Consider the following 18,250-nt stretch of genomic DNA (forward strand, 5'->3'; position numbering starts at 1 on the left):
TTCTATCATTCCGTATTTTTTACATTAAGACTTTTAAAGTCTTCACCAGCTACAAAAGATCCTATGAGCTCCTACCATCAAAATAGCCAGAGCTGACGCTTCGCTGGGGTTGATAAATACGAATAGTAACCTCTGCAATAAAGAGTGGGACGTTTTGCTTTTCTTACCGGGCGACGTTTGTCGGCATTCAAACGAGATTCCAAAACCATTTTTGATGAAACGCCCAATCGTTGGTTGTTGAAACGACGGTTGCAGGAAGCTCATTTCCTGATTGACGAAAAGAGCCAACGACCAACAGATATCTTTCAGGATTTAGGCTTCGACGGTTTACCCCGCTTTTCGTGTGCATTTAAAAGAGAGTTTGGGGAACCAGCAACAGCGCTTCACGAACAGGGGACGACGATTCGTTGCTAACGACTCATATCCTCTTTATCCATAATTATTCCCTTACCTATCATTTTAATAGGTCCATAGTATAATCCATAGTTTGGTTTAACCCCGTACTGATCTTTTAATCGTTGCTGAAGTGCATCAGGCTGTTTTTGCCCATTCACAATCAACTCATCATTACTTAAACCGAACCAATCGACAGACTCAGCATTAAAAACAATTTTCTCGGCAATGAGCGCAGCTATAACACCACGGACACGTTCCTGATCGTAGCTAATATCGAGAGGTGCAGGTAGTTTTTTCTTTGGCTGAATTTGCTGTTGTGCAATAGGGTCATTTGGTACGTCAACAGGCTTCTTTTTTGCACCCGGTTGCCATTCTTTTTTAGCCGATTCGGCAGACCATCGTTTTTTACCTTCGAATGTTGCAGGCCATTCTTTAGATGGCACTCCCGTAGGATTTATCTGTTGTTTGTAGCGCCACTTAGCCTGGTGGGCTTCTTTATTACGCAGTAGGAACTGCTCACGTTCGACCTTCGTTTGAGCAATTTTCTGATCGATTGATTCGCGCTTTTCCCGCCGTTTTATAACTAATGCCTCATCAATCTGGTGCACTAGATTGTTGTAGTGAGAGAGATCGTTTGATTCGATTTCTTTACCATTGATAGTCAGAGAGATGAGTCTATTGTCCGCAATTTTCAGTTGATACAAATTCCCTTTGTCATCTTTCACTCTCATTTCCCGGTTCGCCATATCCTCATTTGACTTCTCAAAAAGAATACTGGTGAAAGTCAGACTACTATCGATTTTCACGATAGGCTCAGCTTTGGCTACTGGAAGTGTATCTGCCACCATTTTTTTGTACAGACGAGGAATCCGTACAAACGTGTTTTTATCCTTTTGTGGAATGGCTTTGTCTACGGATTTCGGCTTTACCAGAGCTATACTATTCTCCTTTACATGCTTCGTATTCAACTGACCATCAGACGCATCGTGATAGACAAATGCCGAAGCCGTCAGTAGGATCAATCCGGATGACAGCACAATTTTTTCGACGACACTCAACCGTTTATTTTCTTGCGTTACAATCCGTCTGAGCCGATCCATTAACTGCTTACTTCGGAAGCCTAACGGCATGGCATAACTGGCCGGTTGATAGGTATCCTGCTGAAACGCCAGCAGAGCCTCCAGGTAATTGCTTTTGCTGGTACTCTGCGCCAGCACGATATCATCGCAGCAGGCTTCGCGCTCTTCGCGGATCAGAGAAGAAATCCAAAGCAGCGCTGGATTGAAAAAGAAAATAGTTTCGACCAGGCTCTGAAGTAGATTCATTAAATAATCGCGCCGGAAAACGTGGGCCAATTCATGCCACAGAATCGTATCGATCTGTTCGGCGGGTAACTGAAAAAGTAGCCCTACAGGTAGTAAAATAACCGGCTTCAACACGCCAACCGTAACCGGAACTTTCACCAGTTGCGATTGCAAAACCGTAACTGACTGATGAATACCCAACCGTTGGCTAAAGTTCTGAACCTTTTGCTGCCACGCATCGGCGGGCGCATATACGCGGTAGGTCCGGATACGGTGTATGTAGGCCATTCCGCTGATCAGTTTTAGGCTTTTCAGGGCAAAAAACAATAACCAGATAGCAAAAATCCATTGCGCATTGGTGTTTATGATCTGGATAAATTGATCAACAAAGGGCATGTTATGCTCAATCAATGTGCTATTTAGCCTCGACGGAGCATCAGCCGTTACTTCAATACTGGGCACTATATTTCCAGCCATTTGGGTCGACGTATCGATTGACAATTGGTAATAAACAGAGCCCGTCAGCAGGACGAATAGTAGAAGGCAGCCACATAAAAGTTGATACCGAAGTCGCGCCGATGCCTTTTGTGTAAGCATCATGATCAGCCCAGCCAATGCGGCAACCAGTAGCCCAATCCAGAGGGAGTGCACGAGTGTCCAGCAAATCGCCTTGATCTGCGGTTCAGGAATCCAGCGTGTTACAACTGTTACGTTCATTGTGTATTAGTGTTTGTTGTCCAGTTTTTTAGCTAATTCCCGCAATGTTTCCATATCGGCGGAGTCAATTTTCTTATTGCCCAACAACTGCATCATTAAGCTTCCCGCCGAACCATTGAATAACGAATCGACCACCTTATCGAGCAGAAATCCCTTCGTTTTCAACTCTTCCACCGCAGCCCAATAAATATGCTTTTGCTGGCTTTCATCCTTTTTCAACAGTCCCTTTTCGACCATAATCTGCATCAGCTTCAACGTCGACATATAAATAACTTGTCGCTTATGCTGGTTGAGGTGGTCATTTACAAATCGAGCTGTTGATGGCCCAAACTCCCACAAGATTTGTAGAATCTCTAGCTCCGATTTTGTCGGCTCCGATGGTATGCTATGCTGGTCTTTCTTCGCTTTCATAGACCAAACCTAAGAAAAGTTTCTTAACAAAACTAAGAATCGTTTCTTATTTCTAAGAAAAATTTCTATCCTTGCTTCAAATTCTGGTAATCAGACGCTTAAACATAAGAATAATTTCTTATTGATTACCTAAAAAACGTCTTTCAATTAGTCAATTCAATCCAAACACAACAAACATCATGACAACAAAACCAATGTTCCAGTACCTGTTTCTCTTACTTTTGACTGCTTCCGCTGCAAGCGTATTTGCCCAAACCGCAACGTTAACCACCCAGAACAAGGTAGCCCGAATCGATTCGTCTTTAACGGTGCTGGCTCAACACCACTTATTCAATGGAAGCATTTTGGTGGCAGAGAAAGGGCAGATTATTTACCAGAAGTCAGCGGGGTTCGCTGATGTTAACCAGCGTATTCCCAATAGCGATACTACTCATTTCAATCTGGCTTCGCTATCCAAACCGTTCACAGCCATTGCAGTCCTGCAACTGGTGCAAAAGAAGAAGTTGAATCTAGAGAATGCACTCATAACTCACTTTCCAGACTTCCCATACCCGACAATTACCATTCGCCATTTATTGACACACACGTCTGGCCTGCCAGGTGTAGAACGGCAGGAAAACGCTTATATAAGTCAACATCCCGACGAACTGCTTACCGCCCAAACAGTCTATTCCCATCTCCTTGAACAGAAAAAATCACTCTCTGGCCAGCCCGGCGACGACTGGCGGTATAATAATATGAATTATATCCTGCTGGCTAAGTTGGTGGAAAAAATTAGCCGGATGTCGTTTGGAGATTACATGAAGAAATATGTGTTTCTACCAGCGGGCATGCCAACCACATATGTCCGATCAGGTCCAATGCCCAACACAACCCGATACGTACGGCCGGCATTTTACTTTACTACTTATCATAATGTTGATTCTCTGGATCATCGCAAGTACTATACGTATTATAATTTCCTGGGTATGTATGGCCCTGGAAATGTAGTCAGTACTATTCAGGAATTATGGAAATTTGATCGGGCGTTGGCTGCCGGGAAGTTGCTGAGCCCTACTTTATTGGAAGCCGCTTTTACGCCGGTAACCTTAAATAATGGAAAAGCTTTTCGAATGGGCGCCAGCACGCGTTCATATGGCTTGGGCTGGACGGTGTACAACAGCAAGACCGAACCCGTTAACAATTTTGTCTTTCACGACGGCCATATCGTTGGCCTGACGACGTTTCTGCATCGCAACCTGACAGCCGATCAAACCATTATTTTTTACGACAACACCGATAATAATCCAATTCAGGTGATGGTTTCGGTTTCCAATATTCTGAATGGTACGGCCCCGCTAAAAATTCAAACGAAGCAATCGCTGGTGCGGATTTACGGTGAAGCGCTAGTCAGGAAGGGAGCTGATTTTGCGGCCAGTACATTCAATACGTTAAAAGATGATACGACAAATTACTACGTTGACGAACTGGAAATGAATCGGCTCGGCTTCGATCTGCTTAGTGGACCTATGCCCAACCATATTGACTTATCACTGGAAGCGTTTAAACTGAATACGTTGCTTTACCCAAAAAGCGGCAACACATACGACAGTTATGCGATTGCCCTGGAAAAGACTGGCAAAAAAGAAGAGGCCATAGCTATGTACCGAAAATCAATTGTTTTATCGCCAACTAACGAAGACGGGAAACGTGCGCTTCAGAAATTGCTAGAGCAAAAGGAATAAGGAACTACTAAGCTTGACCTTTAAACGTTTCATGCCGCTAAGGTCAAGCTTATATAACTAAAGTTTCTGAATATCAAGAAGCAATCAAAAAACATTTATCGATGCCGACCTACAACTAATTGTTGTCGAATTGGAATACCTACTCGAATGCCCGCACTTGTTTTTTCTCCTACTTCCTTTTTGCGGACATTATCACCATCTTTCACAGTTTCATAAAGTAGGTTTGATATGGCTACGTACGGTTGAATAGTAAAAATCGTTTTATCTTTTTCTGAAGTTAAAATATTCAAAACACTACCTAATTCAAAACGTAGTTTTCGATCTGTATCACTGCCAAAAATGGCATTTCGTGCAAAAGAAAGCCTTGCAGAATAACCTGGCACAAAGCTTTTTCTTGGTAATCGATAAAATTCTGCGTAATAATTTACATATATCTTATTGCGTCGTATTGTACCATTATCAAAGATACCTGCTGTTTGTTCCTCAGCTATTACTGTATTGTTAGGATAATACACAAGTGTATCACGAGTAATATATTTAACTTCAGTAAACGATTTCCGGTTACTGCCAAAATTAACGGTAGCCCCGATTCGCCATAAATTACCCCCTGCTTCACGAATGTCGTAGAACTGATACCAAAACGGAACGCTAAATTCAAAAAATGATAAAGAAGAAGATTTAACATCTTTTGGTTTAGCCAAGCTATCATTACTGAATGAATTCAAGGTATAAATAATAGGCTTTGCTGTTATAGTGAACCAGTTTAATTGTTTTCTTGTCCATAATGGTCGACTACGTTTGATTTCGACATCTTCTTTAGATTCTATACGATGCAAATACGTCTGACAAGCATCATCCATATCGGCCAATAGTTTGTCCGCTTTCCATTGTGTTAATTTTTCAATAGCTTCTCGTTGTTTTACAACAGTATCGAATTTACCGCTGAGAGGAAAATAGGTCGAAACCAAATCAAAAAATAGATCTACCCGATTCCCGTTCATAATCGTACTTATCACTTCATCTTTAGTGAGGTAGATATACCTTGCTATTATTGCATCAAATGCTTTTTTATTAATCAATTTTTCTTCTACCTGTAATTTCTCCAGTTTTCGTTTCGCAGTATTAAAGGCAGCTCTAGCCTGTAGATATTCCTGGCCAGTAGCTTTATCTCGCTCTTTCTGGTCAAATAGATTTTTTGCATCGGCTACTATTTTTTGCTGATCGATAACTTCCTGTTCCAAGTGGCTATCTCTCAGAAAAACACTTTGTAATCCATTTGGCTGGATTAATTTCATATATGCGCCAAGTACAGCGACTGTATCTAGTAAATCATTATTAAATTTTTCTTTGTCAGCTCTTACTAACTCTGTCATCATCTCAAAGTCTTCGTCACGAAACGAATATTTATTACCAAGAGTGATATCGGGCTTATTTAGAAAAGGACGCCATTGTCCCGCAGGAATAATATGAAAACTTAGGCTCGTACTGATTTGAGCATTAAATTTCCCCTTATCGAATAAAGGAACATTATCCTCCGCCCGGCTCGCTGTTAGATCTAATGTTACGATCTTGCGTTTTGATGGAATAAGACCTGTTATTTTGAATGATGTTTGTTCGCTCAGATCTAAACTCAGTCCAGGCGTTGGCGACTGATTGCCAATGACCGCGAAAGCTATATCCTGCTTAATTAGTTTCGAGAAAGCACTATTAGATATCAGACTATCTCTTCTTTTAAATAACAGTTCTTTATTTACTTTTCGCCAAGAATTGGCCCCTAGCAAAGAGTAATTAGATAAGGCGCTGTATATAGTAAAAAGACTACTCGACTTGTTGTTTTTTTCCTTTTCAGCACGTCTATAAGTCTTAATATCCTTTTGGGCAAATGTTTTTAGATGGAATAGAAAAAGACCTAGAATTAGAAAACGAATTTTCATAAAAAATGACAAGTTTTATGTACTCCCAAATATAAAACTCGCCTATGCCACAAAAACAGGAAAAATACGGGATTTTTCTACTTACTTAGACTCACTACACCACGTTGACTAATTAGTAAAACGGCTGAGAGGCTGTTAAATCATAAAGACATTCATCGAACTGTCCCAAAACACCAGAAGCCAGCTTATATAAGCTGGCTTCTGACTTCTATATAAAATCGTTCTCTAGCGCGTTGCTTCAACGGCCGCAGCGGCTTCGATTGCTTCAATAGCAGATCGGTTCTTCTCGCCGAAGTCGTCGCGCTTACCTTCGAAATACGCAAAGATTTCGGTGATAGCGTCATTATTTTCGGCAATTTTGGCGTGCATATCACTCAAATCTTTTTCCAGTCGTCGATCATTCAGCCCGTTCATGTTGTCTACTTCAATCTGGCTGATTTTCGAGATGATAGCAGTCTGGCTGTTTTGCAAATCTTCAAGCTCTCGAACAACTTTGTTCATTAATTCAAGCTTCTGTAACTTATCCATGATAGTGCTCTTTTGTTGAGTATACTTTATTAACTCCATACTTGTCGAAAGGTTTGCTAGTCCTGCCTAAACTAAATCATTCCTTCACCCAATGACGCGGAAACCCACCCTCCTATTCACAATCCTGTTTACAGTCGTTACGATCCTTGAAATGCTTGGCGATACGCTGGGTATTAAACTGCTCCATTATGGTTGTAAACCGCTGATTATGGGCATGTTGCTTTATTATGTCTGGCAACAATTCCGGTCTATAAACTTTACTGGCTCAACCCGTTGGCTGATGATTGGTATGACATTCGCGCTACTGGGCGATGTCTTTCTGATGATTCAGGAAATGGATTTGTTTGCACTGGGATTAGGCTCTTTTCTGGTGATGCAAATTTGCTATAGCCGATCGTTCCTGCTGTCAATTCAGGCCAGCGGGCGCTCCATTCGCCCTCGCTCGTTTTCGCTGACCGCTATTCCGTTCGTTATTTACGACGGTATCTTCCTCTTTCTAGTAAAACCGCAATTCTTCCGAAATCCAGACTTAACGCCTTTATGGTGGCCGGTAGTCGGCTACGTTTTCTGCCTGAGTATCATGGGCGTACTGGCTTTCCAGCGACGGGGTTTGGCTGGTTATACTTGGGTGGCTATCGGTGCCATCCTGTTTATTTTATCGGATTCCGCTATTGCGGTCGACAAGTTCCTACAGCCCATTACGGGTGCAACCTGGTTTATCATGACTACCTATGCAGCTGCTCAATACCTGATTGTATCAGGTTGCACAACTAAGGTTGACGAGTAAAATCTAGTCGATCATCTAGCTCTCTTTTGTCTATTGGTACGTATGACAACGATGGCTATTCATGCTTAAAAACGGCAGTTTGATGTGTACTTTTCTCTGCTTCGTTAAAATTCGTTCCGCCTGATTCCCAAAAACCTATTTCCTTTGGGCAACCATTCGATCTGGTTATGAATCGGTTTATACTAATTACCTTATTTCTCTACTCGTTATCGGCCTTTCCCACTGATGCTCAGACGATTGTAGCAACAGTACAGGAAGCACTTACGCTGGCCCGCAGGAATAACCCTGACTTGATTAATGCCCGTCAAAATCGGCAGGTTCAGGGGCAACAACCATCGGCTACACGAGCAACCTTACTACCTCAAGCTCGTTTCTTCACCAATTTCGATTACAATTTTGCCTTGCCTGTCCAGCTGGTTCCAGCCGAATTTTTGGGTGGAAAAGCGGGCGATTTTCGTACGTTGCAATTTGGATTGCCTTATGTATTAGCCGCTGGCGCTGAAGTCACGGTACCTGTTGTAAATCGTCCTGCGCGCGCTGACATTGGCATTACAGATCAGAATCTGAAGATTACCGACGGGCAGAATCTAGTATTACAAGACGAAGTTTCGACGCAAACCGCTCGTATTTATCACGCAACTTTACTGACAGGATCAGCAATTGCGCTAACCCAACGGAATCTGTCGGCAGCCGATACGCTCACCCAGATTGCCCGTGACCGACTGGATAAAGGACTCATTGAACCACTGGAATATAATCGGATTCGCTCGGTTCAATTGACCACAGCTGATGTACTGTATCAGAATCAACTGACCTATGTGCGAAACCTGAATCAGCTTAAACTGATACTGGGCCTGGCTCCTACCGATAGCCTGATTCTCTCGGAAAATCTGGCTACACGCCCAATTGGTTCGCTCGTCTCAGCGACCGCCTTACCAACGGCTGAACGTCCGCAGGTTACGCTTCAACAAATGCGGATTGACCTGGCTCAATTACAACTAAATCGCGAACGGCTGCAACGCTGGCCAACGCTCTCAGCTTATGGCCGATTTACGGAACAGGCGCAACGAAATGAGCTTAACTTTCTGAATACCAGCCAGCCGTGGTTTCAGATTGGCGTAGCTGGACTCCAATTCAACTGGCCGATTTATACAGGTGGACTACGGAATAGCAATTTAACCCGTGCTCGGCTACAACTAAAAGCCGCCGAAATCGCCCTCGCTTACGAAAAAAACAAGCAACAAACGGACAATGAAGACATTCGAAATACATACAATCAGGCCGTTCGCTCGCTGGATCTGAACCGGCAGAACTACGAACTCAGCAATCAGAACGTGCAGATTGCGCTGGTTAAATATCGCTCAGGCTTGTTCGCTTACGATCAGTACCTGAACGTATTCAACGAAGCGTTGACTGCCCAGAACCGCTACCTGAATAACCTGTCGAACGTGTTCATTAATCAGACGATTTTACAAATTCGAAATGGCCAGTAAAACAAACCTAACAGGTTTTTGAAACCTGTTAGGTTTAGCGATATACCGATGAAAACTATACTTTCTATACTCATTTTTTTACTGTTATTCGTAGCGTGTAAACGGTCCGAAGAAGGCACCTCACCAACCTATCGCGAGTTGACTGAAGCCGTATACGCATCTGGAAATGTGTATCCGAGAAATGAATACAACGTCACTGCCGATGCCGCTGGTGTTTTACAGAAACGGCTTGTCAATGAAGGGGATTCCATTCGGCAGAATCAGTTGCTGTTTGTGCTCGAAAGTGCTTCCGAAGATGCGCGTCAGCAGGCAGCGGCTAATGCGTATCGGCAAGCGCGTGCAAACCTGGGGGCCAATTCACCTGTGTTAGCCGAACAGGAATCACAGGTACGCAATGCCCGCACCCGACTCGCTAACGACTCAATTAATTATAATCGTTATCGCGAATTATACGCCCAAAACGCTACCTCTAAAGCTGAACTGGAACGGGTCGAGCTCAATTATACACTATCAAAAAACAATCTTCGGGCGCAGCTAAACACACTACAACGCAGTCGTGACCAGATTCGGCTAGATGTAGAAAACAATCGCAGTCAGCTAGTTAGCTCAGAAGTGGCGGGGCGTAACACGCGCATTCGCAGTTTCGTCAACGGCAAGGTGTACGAGGTCTATAAAGATCCCGGCGAAGTAGTTCGTGTCGGTGATCAATTAGCATTAGTTGGTAGTGGCAATCAATTATATGCCCAACTATCCGTCGATGAGAGCGATTTCGGGCGACTTCGTATTGGTCAGGAAGTGATTTTGAAAGCCGATGTATATGCGAACAAAGTATTTAAAGCGCGTGTCAGCAAAATTTTTCCGAAACTGAATCGCACTGACCAGTCATTCCGTGTTGATGCTGAGTTTGTGGAGGAAAAACCAGATGCTTACTATGGCTTAACAGTGGAAGCCAACATCGTGATCAGCCAACAAAAACACGTACTGACCATTCCGAAATCGTATGTGATCGGCACCGACAGTGTATTGGTTGAACAGGACGGGAAACAGCAAAAAATTAAATTCCAGAAAGGCGCCGAAAACTTCGACTATGTAGAGGTGAAAGGGGGCTTATCTGACAAAACAAAACTAGTGATGAATGATGAACGATGAGTTTGCTGACGCTAACATATTTTACATGCGTCGGCAAACTCATCGTTCATCATTCATCACTCACCAGCCATGAACATTCGGATTGCGTCACAGATTGCCCAGACACACTTGCTGGCGAAAAAGCGGCAAACGCTCGTTGCGATGCTCGGCGTTACGTTCGGGATTGCTATGTTCATTACGATGATTTCGTTTATGCAGGGCGTCAACCAGTTTCTGGAAGATTCGGCGCTGGATGCCAGTCCGCACATTCGGATGTATAACGAAGTAAATACCCAACGACCAAGTCTGGTGGAGCAACTGAATCCCGGTCAGTTTAATGTGGTTCATCACCAGAAACCGAAAGATGAGCAAGCTCGAATTCGAAACGGAATTACCATTGCCGAGCGGATCGAGAAAGAAGCTGGCGTGCTAGGGGTATCGCCCCAGGTTGCAACGCAGGCCTTTTACAACAATGGCCCCATTCAATTATCTGGCACGATTTCCGGCGTTGACATTGATCGGGAGAATCGACTTTACAATCTAAAATCCCGACTTAAATCAGGTTCAATCAATACCCTAAAAACCAATCCAGACGGACTGATTATGGGCGTTGTACTGGCTCGAAAACTCAATGTTCAGATTGGCGATAAAGTTAGTGTAACGACGCCAGCAGGTGGAACAAGAATTTTGCGCGTCGTTGGTACGTTTGGTTTCGGCGTCGGTACGGTCGATAACACCAAGAGCTACGCCAACCTATCGACCGTCCAGGAAATGCTTCAGAAAGACCCTAGCTACATCACCGACATTCACATCAAAATGATCGATCCATTGCAAGCGCTTCCATTTGGGAGAAAAATGCGGGCGATGTACGGATATTATACAGAAGATTGGGCAACGGCTAACACGGCTATTCTGGCGGGCGAAAAAATACGCAACGTGATGACGTTTGTGGTGTCGATGACGTTGCTGGTTGTTGCGGGTTTTGGCATTTATAACATCATGAACATGACCGTCATTAATAAAATCAAAGACATCGCCATCCTGAAAGCCACCGGTTTCGACGGAAAAGACATTGTGGCTATTTTCCTCCTACAAGCCGTTTTTATCGGTTTTTCAGGTGGTTTATTAGGGCTTCTGATCGGTTTTGGACTGAGCTACACATTGTCAATCACCCCATTCGACGCAGGTGATTTCCTGAGTATCAAGACATTTCCCGTCATTTTCGACGCTAAGTATTACATTATGGGTATTTTATTCGGTGTCATTACTACTGTTTTAGCTGGTTTTTTCCCATCACGAAAAGCCGCGCAAGTGGACCCGGTTTCGATACTGCGTGGTTAGTGATGAGCCATGAACTTTCCCGTCTGTTTCCTTCTCTAAAACTCATCACTTATCGTTCATCACTCATCACTAAAAATGACTGTTCTTTCCGCCAGCCATCTTAACAAATACTTCTACGACCCGGAGAAATTTCAGGTGTTGAAGGATGTTACGTTTGAGGTAAAAAAAGGTGAATTTCTGTCGATTGTAGGAAAATCGGGTTGTGGAAAATCAACGTTATTGTACCTACTTTCGACCATGGACACGGAATACGAAGGGCAAATTGAGATGGCTGGGACAAAACTCACCGGACGTAGTCAGGATTTTCTGGCGCATTTTCGCAATGAGCACCTTGGTTTTGTCTTTCAATTCCATTTTCTGCTACCTGAATTTTCAGCGTTACAGAACGTGATGCTACCGGGTCTGAAACTGGGTAAATATCCGGAGAAAGAAGTGGAAGAACGGGCAATGGAAAAACTGCGAATTATTGGCATGGCTGACTTCGCCCGCAAACCAGCCAGCAAACTATCGGGTGGGCAGCAGCAACGTGTAGCTATTGCCCGCGCGCTGATCAACGACCCTACCATCATCATGGGCGACGAACCGACGGGTAATCTGGACAAAGCCAATACGGCAAATGTCTTCGATATTTTTCGCGATTTGGCCGGGAAAGGGCAGACCATTATCGCCGTAACGCACGACCCTGATTTTGCCGACGGAACCGACCGTGTGATTGAAATGTCGGACGGAATGATCATTACCAGTCATGAAAATAAAGTTCAATAAATACGTTGAAGTCCTCTTGGTATGGATGGCCCTGGCGGGTGTGGTTGCCCGGCAATGGATCATGCCCACAATCACCTGGCAACTTCAATTCTGGCTTTTTCTGCTTTCTTTTTTCGTACTAAACCTAGTCTGGATTTTTCATTACTTTTTCAACGAATGGTTAAATCGGCGATTACCATTTGAACAAAACATTCGATGGCGAATTGCTGTACAATTAATTGGAGGCTGGGGTATTGTCAAGACCCTATTATTTATAACCGGATATTTCCTTGTTAATCAGGTTATTAACGACATATTGCCTGAATTAAACCCATTCAACAAATTTTCGGTCATTATCATTGCCGTGACAATCTTTCTTGTCAACACGGTAATAATTCTGGGTTTTATTGCTAACCATTTATTAAAACGCTGGCAGGAAAACGCAGTCCGGGCCGCAGAATTGGAAAAGGAAAAAGTACAGGTTCAACTCGATAGCCTGAAAAATCAGATCAGCCCTCACTTTTTATTCAACAGTCTCTCGTCGCTCGACAGTTTGATCGATGATAATCCAGCGCTGGCCCGGCAGTTTCTACAGCAATTATCGAAGGTGTTTCGATACGTTTTGCAACACAAGGAAAAAGCGTTAGTACCTCTGGAAACGGAACTTACATTCATTAAAAATTACGTATCGCTCCTAAAAACTCGCTTTGATGGTCAATTTGTTGTCAATTACGAGATTGATGACGATGTGCTCGACCAACAGATTGTGCCAGTTACACTTCAGATTCTACTTGAAAATGCGATTAAACACAACGTCATCAGTGAAGCGCATCCTCTTACAGTAACGATCCGCGCCAATGACGGCTATTTGTATGTTTCGAATCCAATTCAGCGCAAACGCCAAGTGGAAACTTCGAACAAACAGGGGCTGGAAAATTTAACTTTACTATATAGCTTTCTCAGCAAACAACCCGTCGAGATTAATGAGTCAGAAACGCTATTTTTTGTACGCATTCCCCTACTGACATCCCAGGGAAATACACCCGTTAAAGTTCAACACATCAACACGCTAGACTAAAAAAATGGAGATTCTGGTAACGGCGGTTATTATTGGCTATATCATTTACTTACGCTATTACGCCGATTTGCGAACGAAATCGGAGCAGGATTTTGATAAACTACAAGTTGGCATTAAACTTTACACAAACAGCCAATTCAACGAAGCAATAGCGTTTTTCACAGACTACCTTCAAAAAGAGCCGAAATCGAGTGTTGCTTATCTGTATATGGCTCGGTGCTATCGCGCTTTAGGCGATATATCAGCAGCGCTTTCTGCACTCAAAACCGGAGAAAGTTACGACGATACTGTTGCCGATTTACACTTGGAAATGGGTCAAATTCTGTATAATCAACACGACGACAAAGGTGCGTTTCTTGAATTTGACAAAGCCGTATTTCACTCAAAAGGTACGCAAGCCGATTCATTCAAATGGCGCGGACTGGCACGACAAAACCTCCAGCAACCCGTTGAAGCCCAGCAAGATTTTGAGCGTGCCAGTACACTTCGGCAAACTACTAACACGTCAAAAACCAGGCCAGGCAGTGGTCAGCGTCTATTTTTCGATCGTGAATTTATTACTCACATACTTCTGATTTTGGTCAACAGCGCGATTCTGCTAGTTGTCATCAAAAAGACTACAGTTATTCATCTACCCTATTTATTGGCCGCCATTGCTGCCGCTGTCATTGGTTTTATAGAGCCGAGAAAAGGCTGGTCGCTGGCCATTTTACAGGCTTCGGCAATCTGGGTTGGGTATACATTTTTCACGACCCTTCCTCAAACCAGCGGTGACCGTGAACTGGAATTATTTGGTCTATATGGTTCCATTATTTTAACCTTCGTTGGTAGTTTTATTGGCGGACTACTCAAGCGTCAGTTAATCCGGCAATAATATGAACATTCTACTCATTGAAGACGAGCCGCTCATTGCCAGGCAATTACAGAAACTGGTGCAGCAATTGGAGCCGAGTGCGCTCATTGAAGGGCCGTTAGCCAGTGTTCAGGCAATTTGCGATTATTTTCAGCACCGCCGAACATCAGGGCTCTCTTTTCCAGACCTCGTCATCTCTGATATTCAGCTTTCGGATGGTGTTAGTTTTGAAGCCTTTCGGCAAATCAATCTCAATACGCCGGTAATATTCACGACAGCCTACGACGAATATGCCATTCGGGCATTTAAACTGAATAGTCTCGATTATTTGCTCAAACCAATTGATCCTGAAGAGTTAAAAGCAGCTCTGGCAAAATTTCATCGTTGGGCAATGCATGGAACTTCCGGCTTTGAAGAACATTTCAAGCATTTCCTGAATCATCTGTCCGATCAGTCGACGGCTCCGCACTACAAACGTCGATTCTCCGGCCATCACCTCCGCCAAATCATATCGGTACCCCAAGATCAAGTCGCGTATTTTTTGCGAAATGAGTTGATTTATCTTGTTACGACAGATGGCAAAAAACTGATTACAGATTACAAAACCGTCGATGAGCTGGAAGAATTAGCCGATCCTAACTGCTTTTTTCGAGCCAACCGCCAGTGTATTATCCATCTCGAAGCCGTTTCTGGGTATCGGCATGTCGATGGCGGCAAGTTGCAGGTTCACTTAAAAACCCCCAACGATGGCCTGGAGGTGCTAATCAGTAAGGAAAAAGCGGGTACTTTTCGACACTGGCTGGAAGAATAGATCATACGAGTCTACCGTTCATCATCGTTTTAGTAAAAAAAGTATAAAACCTGTTGACAAAGGCAGGATTTATCTCGTTCTTCGTAACTATACAACTAGTTTACCGTACTCCCAACTAACTTTATTTATGCAAGCACATCTGAATCAGCCAGCGTCCGTTCGGTCTGGATGGAAACGTACAGGGTTGATAGTGGCTACGCTGCTGATGGGGAATTTATCCCTCGTAACAGCACAAGACAAGGCAGCCGCTGTTACGCTGCCCGAAGGCGTTACCAAAGGCGCATCAGTGGAAGGTATCACCGAATACAACCTGAAAAACGGCCTCAAAGTCCTGCTCTTCCCTGATCCATCAAAACCAACAGTTACAGTCAATATTACCTATTTGGTTGGTTCCCGACACGAAGGTCTGGGCGAAACCGGTATGGCTCACTTACTGGAACATATGGTGTTTAAAGGGTCGACCAAACACACGAATATTCCGCAGGAATTAACCTCGCATGGCGCCCGCCCGAACGGTACTACCTGGCTCGATCGTACGAACTACTTCGAAACCTTTGCCGCTACCGACGAAAACCTGAAATGGGCCCTCGATTTGGAAGCCGATCGGATGATCAATTCGTTCATTAAGAAAAGCGATCTGGAAACCGAATTTTCGGTCGTTCGGAATGAATTCGAGATGCGGGAAAATTCCCCTCAAAACGTTCTGAATGAGCGGGTTGTATCTTCAGCTTATTTGTGGCACAACTACGGCAAATCAACCATTGGTAACCGTTCCGATCTGGAAAAAGTACCTATTGAAAACCTCCAGGCGTTTTACAAAAAATACTACCAGCCCGATAACGCCGTACTGGTAGTAGCTGGTAAGATCGATGAAGGCAAAACCCTGGCGCTGGTTAACGAATATTTTAGCCCAATCCCTAAACCTACGCGTGTACTGCAGCCAACCTATAGCGTTGAGCCTATTCAGGATGGTGAGCGGGACGTAGTCCTTCGTCGTGTTGGTGATACGAAAGTTGTTTCGGCATTATATCACATCATGCCAAGCTCCCACCCCGATTATCCGGCGATGGACGTTTTGACCGATCTACTAACAGATGAGCCGAGCGGTCGCTTGTATAAGGCTCTTATCGAGACCAAAAAAGCGTCGCAGGAGTATGGGTATTCGTTCATGACGAAAGATCCAGGCTACGTTTACTTTGCCGCTGAACTGCTGAAAGATAAATCGATTGACGATGCGAAAGCTACGCTACTTGGAACATTGGATTCAGTAGCAATTAAAGCCCCGACGAAAGATGAAGTCGAACGGTCGAAAGCCAAGTTGCTGAAAGATGTTGAGTTAAGCTTCAAAGATGTCGAACGACTTGGTCGGACGCTGAGCGAATACATCGCTACAGGCGACTGGCGGCTTGGTTTCCTCTACCGGGATGCGCTTGAAAAAGTAACGCCTGCTGATGTACAGCGTATTGCGAAATACTATTTCAAACCCTCGAACCGGACGGTGGGTATGTTCATTCCAGAACAAACTCCTGATCGCGTCGAAACGCCTGATGCCCCGAATATTGAGGCATTAGTAAAAAATTATAAAGGTCGGGCTACGATGGCGAGTGGTGAAGCATTCGATCCTTCGCCCGCTAACATCGACGGACGGACGAAACGTATTGAGCAACCCAATAGCATTGAGTTGGCGCTACTCCCAAAAACGACTCGAGGTAATGAAGTAAACGCCCGCTTAACAATGCGCTACGGCGATGTGAATAGTCTGAAAAATAAGAGCGCAATTTCGGTCTTCACGGCATCGATGCTCGACAAAGGCACCACGACAAAAACTCGCCAGCAAATCAAAGATGAATTCGATAAGCTGAAAGCACAGGTAGGCATATTTGGTGGTAGTAATCAGGTCAATGTCAGCATCAAAACAACTAAAGAAAATCTACCGGCAGTACTGCGTATTGTCGGCGATATTCTAAAGCATCCAGCCTTCGACCCAAATGAGTTCGAAAAACTGAAGCAGGAACAACTGGCCCAAATCGAAGCACAACGTTCTGAACCCCAATCGTTAGCGTTCACGGCGTTCCAGCGTCAGATGAATCCGTATCCGAAAGAAGATGTACGGTACACATCAACACCCGATGAAGATGTTGCCGATGTAAAAGCGCTGAAACTGGACGAGCTGAAACAGTTCCACAAAGATTTCTATGGTACTCAGAATGCAACCTTTGCCGCCGTTGGTGATTTTGATGAAACAGGCATTCGTAAAGTTATTACGGATGAATTCGGCACCTGGAAAGCGAAGAAGCCGTTTAGTCGTCTGGTGTCGCCTTACAATGATATCAAACCAACTCCCCAAAGCATCGAAGCGCCTGACAAAGCCAACGCGTTTATGGTAGCGGGCGTCAACCTGCCTCTGAAAGACGATGATCCGGATTATCCAGCACTGGTATTAGGCAATTATATGCTTGGTGGGGGCTTCCTGAACTCGCGATTAGCTGTTCGTATCCGTCAGAAAGAAGGTATTAGCTATGGCGTTGGCTCGCAAGTACAAGCCAATCCGTTCGACAAAACGGGCATGTTTATGACCTATGCTATCTACAATCCCGAAAATGCTGAGCGTCTGGAAAAGGCATTCCGGGAGGAAATGGACAAAGCAGTAAAAGAGGGCTTCACGGCTGACGAAATCAAAGCCGCCCGTTCTGGTCTTCTGCAATCTCGCATGGTTGGTAGAGCACAAGATCCGGCTTTGAGTAGTACGCTGAACAACTATCTCTATCTAAACCGAACGATGGCCTGGGACGCTGATTTCGAGAAGAAACTGGAAGCGCTTACGCCTGAGCAGGTAAATGCAGCCATGAAAAAACACATCGACCCGTCGAAAATCTCGATCATCAAAGCGGGTGATTTTGCAAAAGCAGCGAAGAAGGCCGCAGAAAAACAACCTGCTTCCTCCGTGAGTGGCGGTAAGAATTAATCCGAACCGGGATTTAGCAGATTTATGGATTAAGCT

15 protein-coding genes are annotated in these 18,250 nt (G+C 44.2%); 11 read left to right on the plus strand and 4 right to left on the minus strand.

The window, feature by feature from the left end:
- Positions 1–144: 144 nt before the first annotated feature.
- A complete protein-coding gene (locus ACYVE4_RS12660; RefSeq protein ID WP_461040298.1) occupies positions 145–414 on the plus strand; it encodes a helix-turn-helix domain-containing protein in 270 nt (89 codons plus the stop codon).
- Here the strand turns inward: ACYVE4_RS12660 and ACYVE4_RS12665 are convergent.
- A complete protein-coding gene (locus ACYVE4_RS12665; protein WP_461040299.1) occupies positions 411–2,417 on the minus strand; it encodes a M56 family metallopeptidase in 2,007 nt (668 codons plus the stop codon). The genes ACYVE4_RS12660 and ACYVE4_RS12665 overlap by 4 nt on opposite strands.
- Before the next feature lie 6 nt (positions 2,418–2,423).
- Positions 2,424–2,828, minus strand: a complete 405-nt coding sequence (locus tag ACYVE4_RS12670) for a BlaI/MecI/CopY family transcriptional regulator (RefSeq protein ID WP_461040301.1) — start codon at positions 2,826–2,828, stop codon at positions 2,424–2,426.
- A 179-nt stretch (positions 2,829–3,007) separates the two neighbouring features.
- Here ACYVE4_RS12670 and ACYVE4_RS12675 point away from each other — a divergent pair, with 179 nt between their 5' ends.
- A complete protein-coding gene (locus ACYVE4_RS12675; protein WP_461040303.1) occupies positions 3,008–4,552 on the plus strand; it encodes a serine hydrolase in 1,545 nt (514 codons plus the stop codon).
- 95 nt (positions 4,553–4,647) lie between these two features.
- Here ACYVE4_RS12675 and ACYVE4_RS12680 read toward each other — a convergent pair whose 3' ends face one another.
- Together ACYVE4_RS12680 and ACYVE4_RS12685 are read right to left on the minus strand one after the other, a co-directional pair.
- The gene (locus ACYVE4_RS12680; RefSeq protein WP_461040305.1) at positions 4,648–6,486 is read right to left on the minus strand and encodes a hypothetical protein; all 1,839 of its coding nucleotides are present in this window, start codon (positions 6,484–6,486) and stop codon (positions 4,648–4,650) included.
- Positions 6,487–6,711: 225 nt separating this feature from the next.
- Positions 6,712–7,014 (minus strand): hypothetical protein, encoded by a 303-nt coding sequence (locus ACYVE4_RS12685; RefSeq protein ID WP_461040306.1) that lies wholly within the window; start codon positions 7,012–7,014, stop codon positions 6,712–6,714.
- 91 nt (positions 7,015–7,105) lie between these two features.
- On the opposite strand from ACYVE4_RS12685, the gene ACYVE4_RS12690 reads away from it, so the two are divergent.
- From ACYVE4_RS12690 to ACYVE4_RS12730, 9 genes are all read left to right on the plus strand, one after another.
- Positions 7,106–7,801: a lysoplasmalogenase gene (locus tag ACYVE4_RS12690; RefSeq protein WP_461040308.1), complete on the plus strand. Its 696-nt coding sequence runs from the start codon at positions 7,106–7,108 to the stop codon at positions 7,799–7,801.
- A 167-nt stretch (positions 7,802–7,968) separates the two neighbouring features.
- Positions 7,969–9,294 carry a TolC family protein gene (locus tag ACYVE4_RS12695; protein WP_461040309.1) on the plus strand — a complete coding sequence of 442 codons (1,326 nt, stop codon included), beginning with the start codon at positions 7,969–7,971 and terminating at the stop codon, positions 9,292–9,294.
- A 48-nt stretch (positions 9,295–9,342) separates the two neighbouring features.
- Positions 9,343–10,443, plus strand: coding sequence for an efflux RND transporter periplasmic adaptor subunit (locus tag ACYVE4_RS12700; protein WP_461040310.1), 1,101 nt, complete (start codon positions 9,343–9,345; stop codon positions 10,441–10,443).
- A 69-nt stretch (positions 10,444–10,512) separates the two neighbouring features.
- Positions 10,513–11,763, plus strand: coding sequence for an ABC transporter permease (locus tag ACYVE4_RS12705; protein WP_461040312.1), 1,251 nt, complete (start codon positions 10,513–10,515; stop codon positions 11,761–11,763).
- A 75-nt stretch (positions 11,764–11,838) separates the two neighbouring features.
- Entirely contained in the window at positions 11,839–12,528 is a 690-nt protein-coding gene (locus ACYVE4_RS12710; protein ID WP_461040313.1) for an ABC transporter ATP-binding protein, read from the plus strand.
- The gene (locus tag ACYVE4_RS12715) at positions 12,509–13,585 is read left to right on the plus strand and encodes a sensor histidine kinase (protein WP_461040315.1); all 1,077 of its coding nucleotides are present in this window, start codon (positions 12,509–12,511) and stop codon (positions 13,583–13,585) included. The genes ACYVE4_RS12710 and ACYVE4_RS12715 overlap by 20 nt, the downstream gene beginning before the upstream one ends.
- A 4-nt stretch (positions 13,586–13,589) precedes the next feature.
- On the plus strand, positions 13,590–14,459 hold the full coding sequence (locus ACYVE4_RS12720; protein WP_461040316.1) for a tetratricopeptide repeat protein: 870 nt from the start codon (positions 13,590–13,592) through the stop codon (positions 14,457–14,459).
- A gap of 1 nt (position 14,460) precedes the next feature.
- Positions 14,461–15,249 carry a LytR/AlgR family response regulator transcription factor gene (locus ACYVE4_RS12725; protein ID WP_461040318.1) on the plus strand — a complete coding sequence of 263 codons (789 nt, stop codon included), beginning with the start codon at positions 14,461–14,463 and terminating at the stop codon, positions 15,247–15,249.
- Between the two features lie 205 nt (positions 15,250–15,454).
- On the plus strand, positions 15,455–18,214 hold the full coding sequence (locus tag ACYVE4_RS12730; protein WP_461040396.1) for a M16 family metallopeptidase: 2,760 nt from the start codon (positions 15,455–15,457) through the stop codon (positions 18,212–18,214).
- The last annotated feature ends 36 nt before the right edge of the window (positions 18,215–18,250 follow it).

It is taken from the genome of Spirosoma harenae (assembly GCF_054776975.1).

Excerpts from the sequence above, each read along its gene's own strand:
- ACYVE4_RS12665 (WP_461040299.1), bottom strand. The coding sequence starts at position 2,417 with ATGAACGTAACAGTTGTAACACGCTGGATTCCTGAACCGCAGATCAAG.
- ACYVE4_RS12670 (WP_461040301.1), bottom strand. The coding sequence starts at position 2,828 with ATGAAAGCGAAGAAAGACCAGCATAGCATACCATCGGAGCCGACAAAA.
- ACYVE4_RS12675 (WP_461040303.1), top strand. The coding sequence starts at position 3,008 with ATGACAACAAAACCAATGTTCCAGTACCTGTTTCTCTTACTTTTGACT.
- ACYVE4_RS12680 (WP_461040305.1), bottom strand. The coding sequence starts at position 6,486 with ATGAAAATTCGTTTTCTAATTCTAGGTCTTTTTCTATTCCATCTAAAA.
- ACYVE4_RS12685 (WP_461040306.1), bottom strand. The coding sequence starts at position 7,014 with ATGGATAAGTTACAGAAGCTTGAATTAATGAACAAAGTTGTTCGAGAG.
- ACYVE4_RS12690 (WP_461040308.1), top strand. The coding sequence starts at position 7,106 with ATGACGCGGAAACCCACCCTCCTATTCACAATCCTGTTTACAGTCGTT.
- ACYVE4_RS12695 (WP_461040309.1), top strand. The coding sequence starts at position 7,969 with ATGAATCGGTTTATACTAATTACCTTATTTCTCTACTCGTTATCGGCC.
- ACYVE4_RS12700 (WP_461040310.1), top strand. The coding sequence starts at position 9,343 with ATGAAAACTATACTTTCTATACTCATTTTTTTACTGTTATTCGTAGCG.
- ACYVE4_RS12705 (WP_461040312.1), top strand. The coding sequence starts at position 10,513 with ATGAACATTCGGATTGCGTCACAGATTGCCCAGACACACTTGCTGGCG.
- ACYVE4_RS12710 (WP_461040313.1), top strand. The coding sequence starts at position 11,839 with ATGACTGTTCTTTCCGCCAGCCATCTTAACAAATACTTCTACGACCCG.
- ACYVE4_RS12715 (WP_461040315.1), top strand. The coding sequence starts at position 12,509 with ATGAAAATAAAGTTCAATAAATACGTTGAAGTCCTCTTGGTATGGATG.
- ACYVE4_RS12720 (WP_461040316.1), top strand. The coding sequence starts at position 13,590 with ATGGAGATTCTGGTAACGGCGGTTATTATTGGCTATATCATTTACTTA.
- ACYVE4_RS12725 (WP_461040318.1), top strand. The coding sequence starts at position 14,461 with ATGAACATTCTACTCATTGAAGACGAGCCGCTCATTGCCAGGCAATTA.
- ACYVE4_RS12730 (WP_461040396.1), top strand. The coding sequence starts at position 15,455 with ATGGGGAATTTATCCCTCGTAACAGCACAAGACAAGGCAGCCGCTGTT.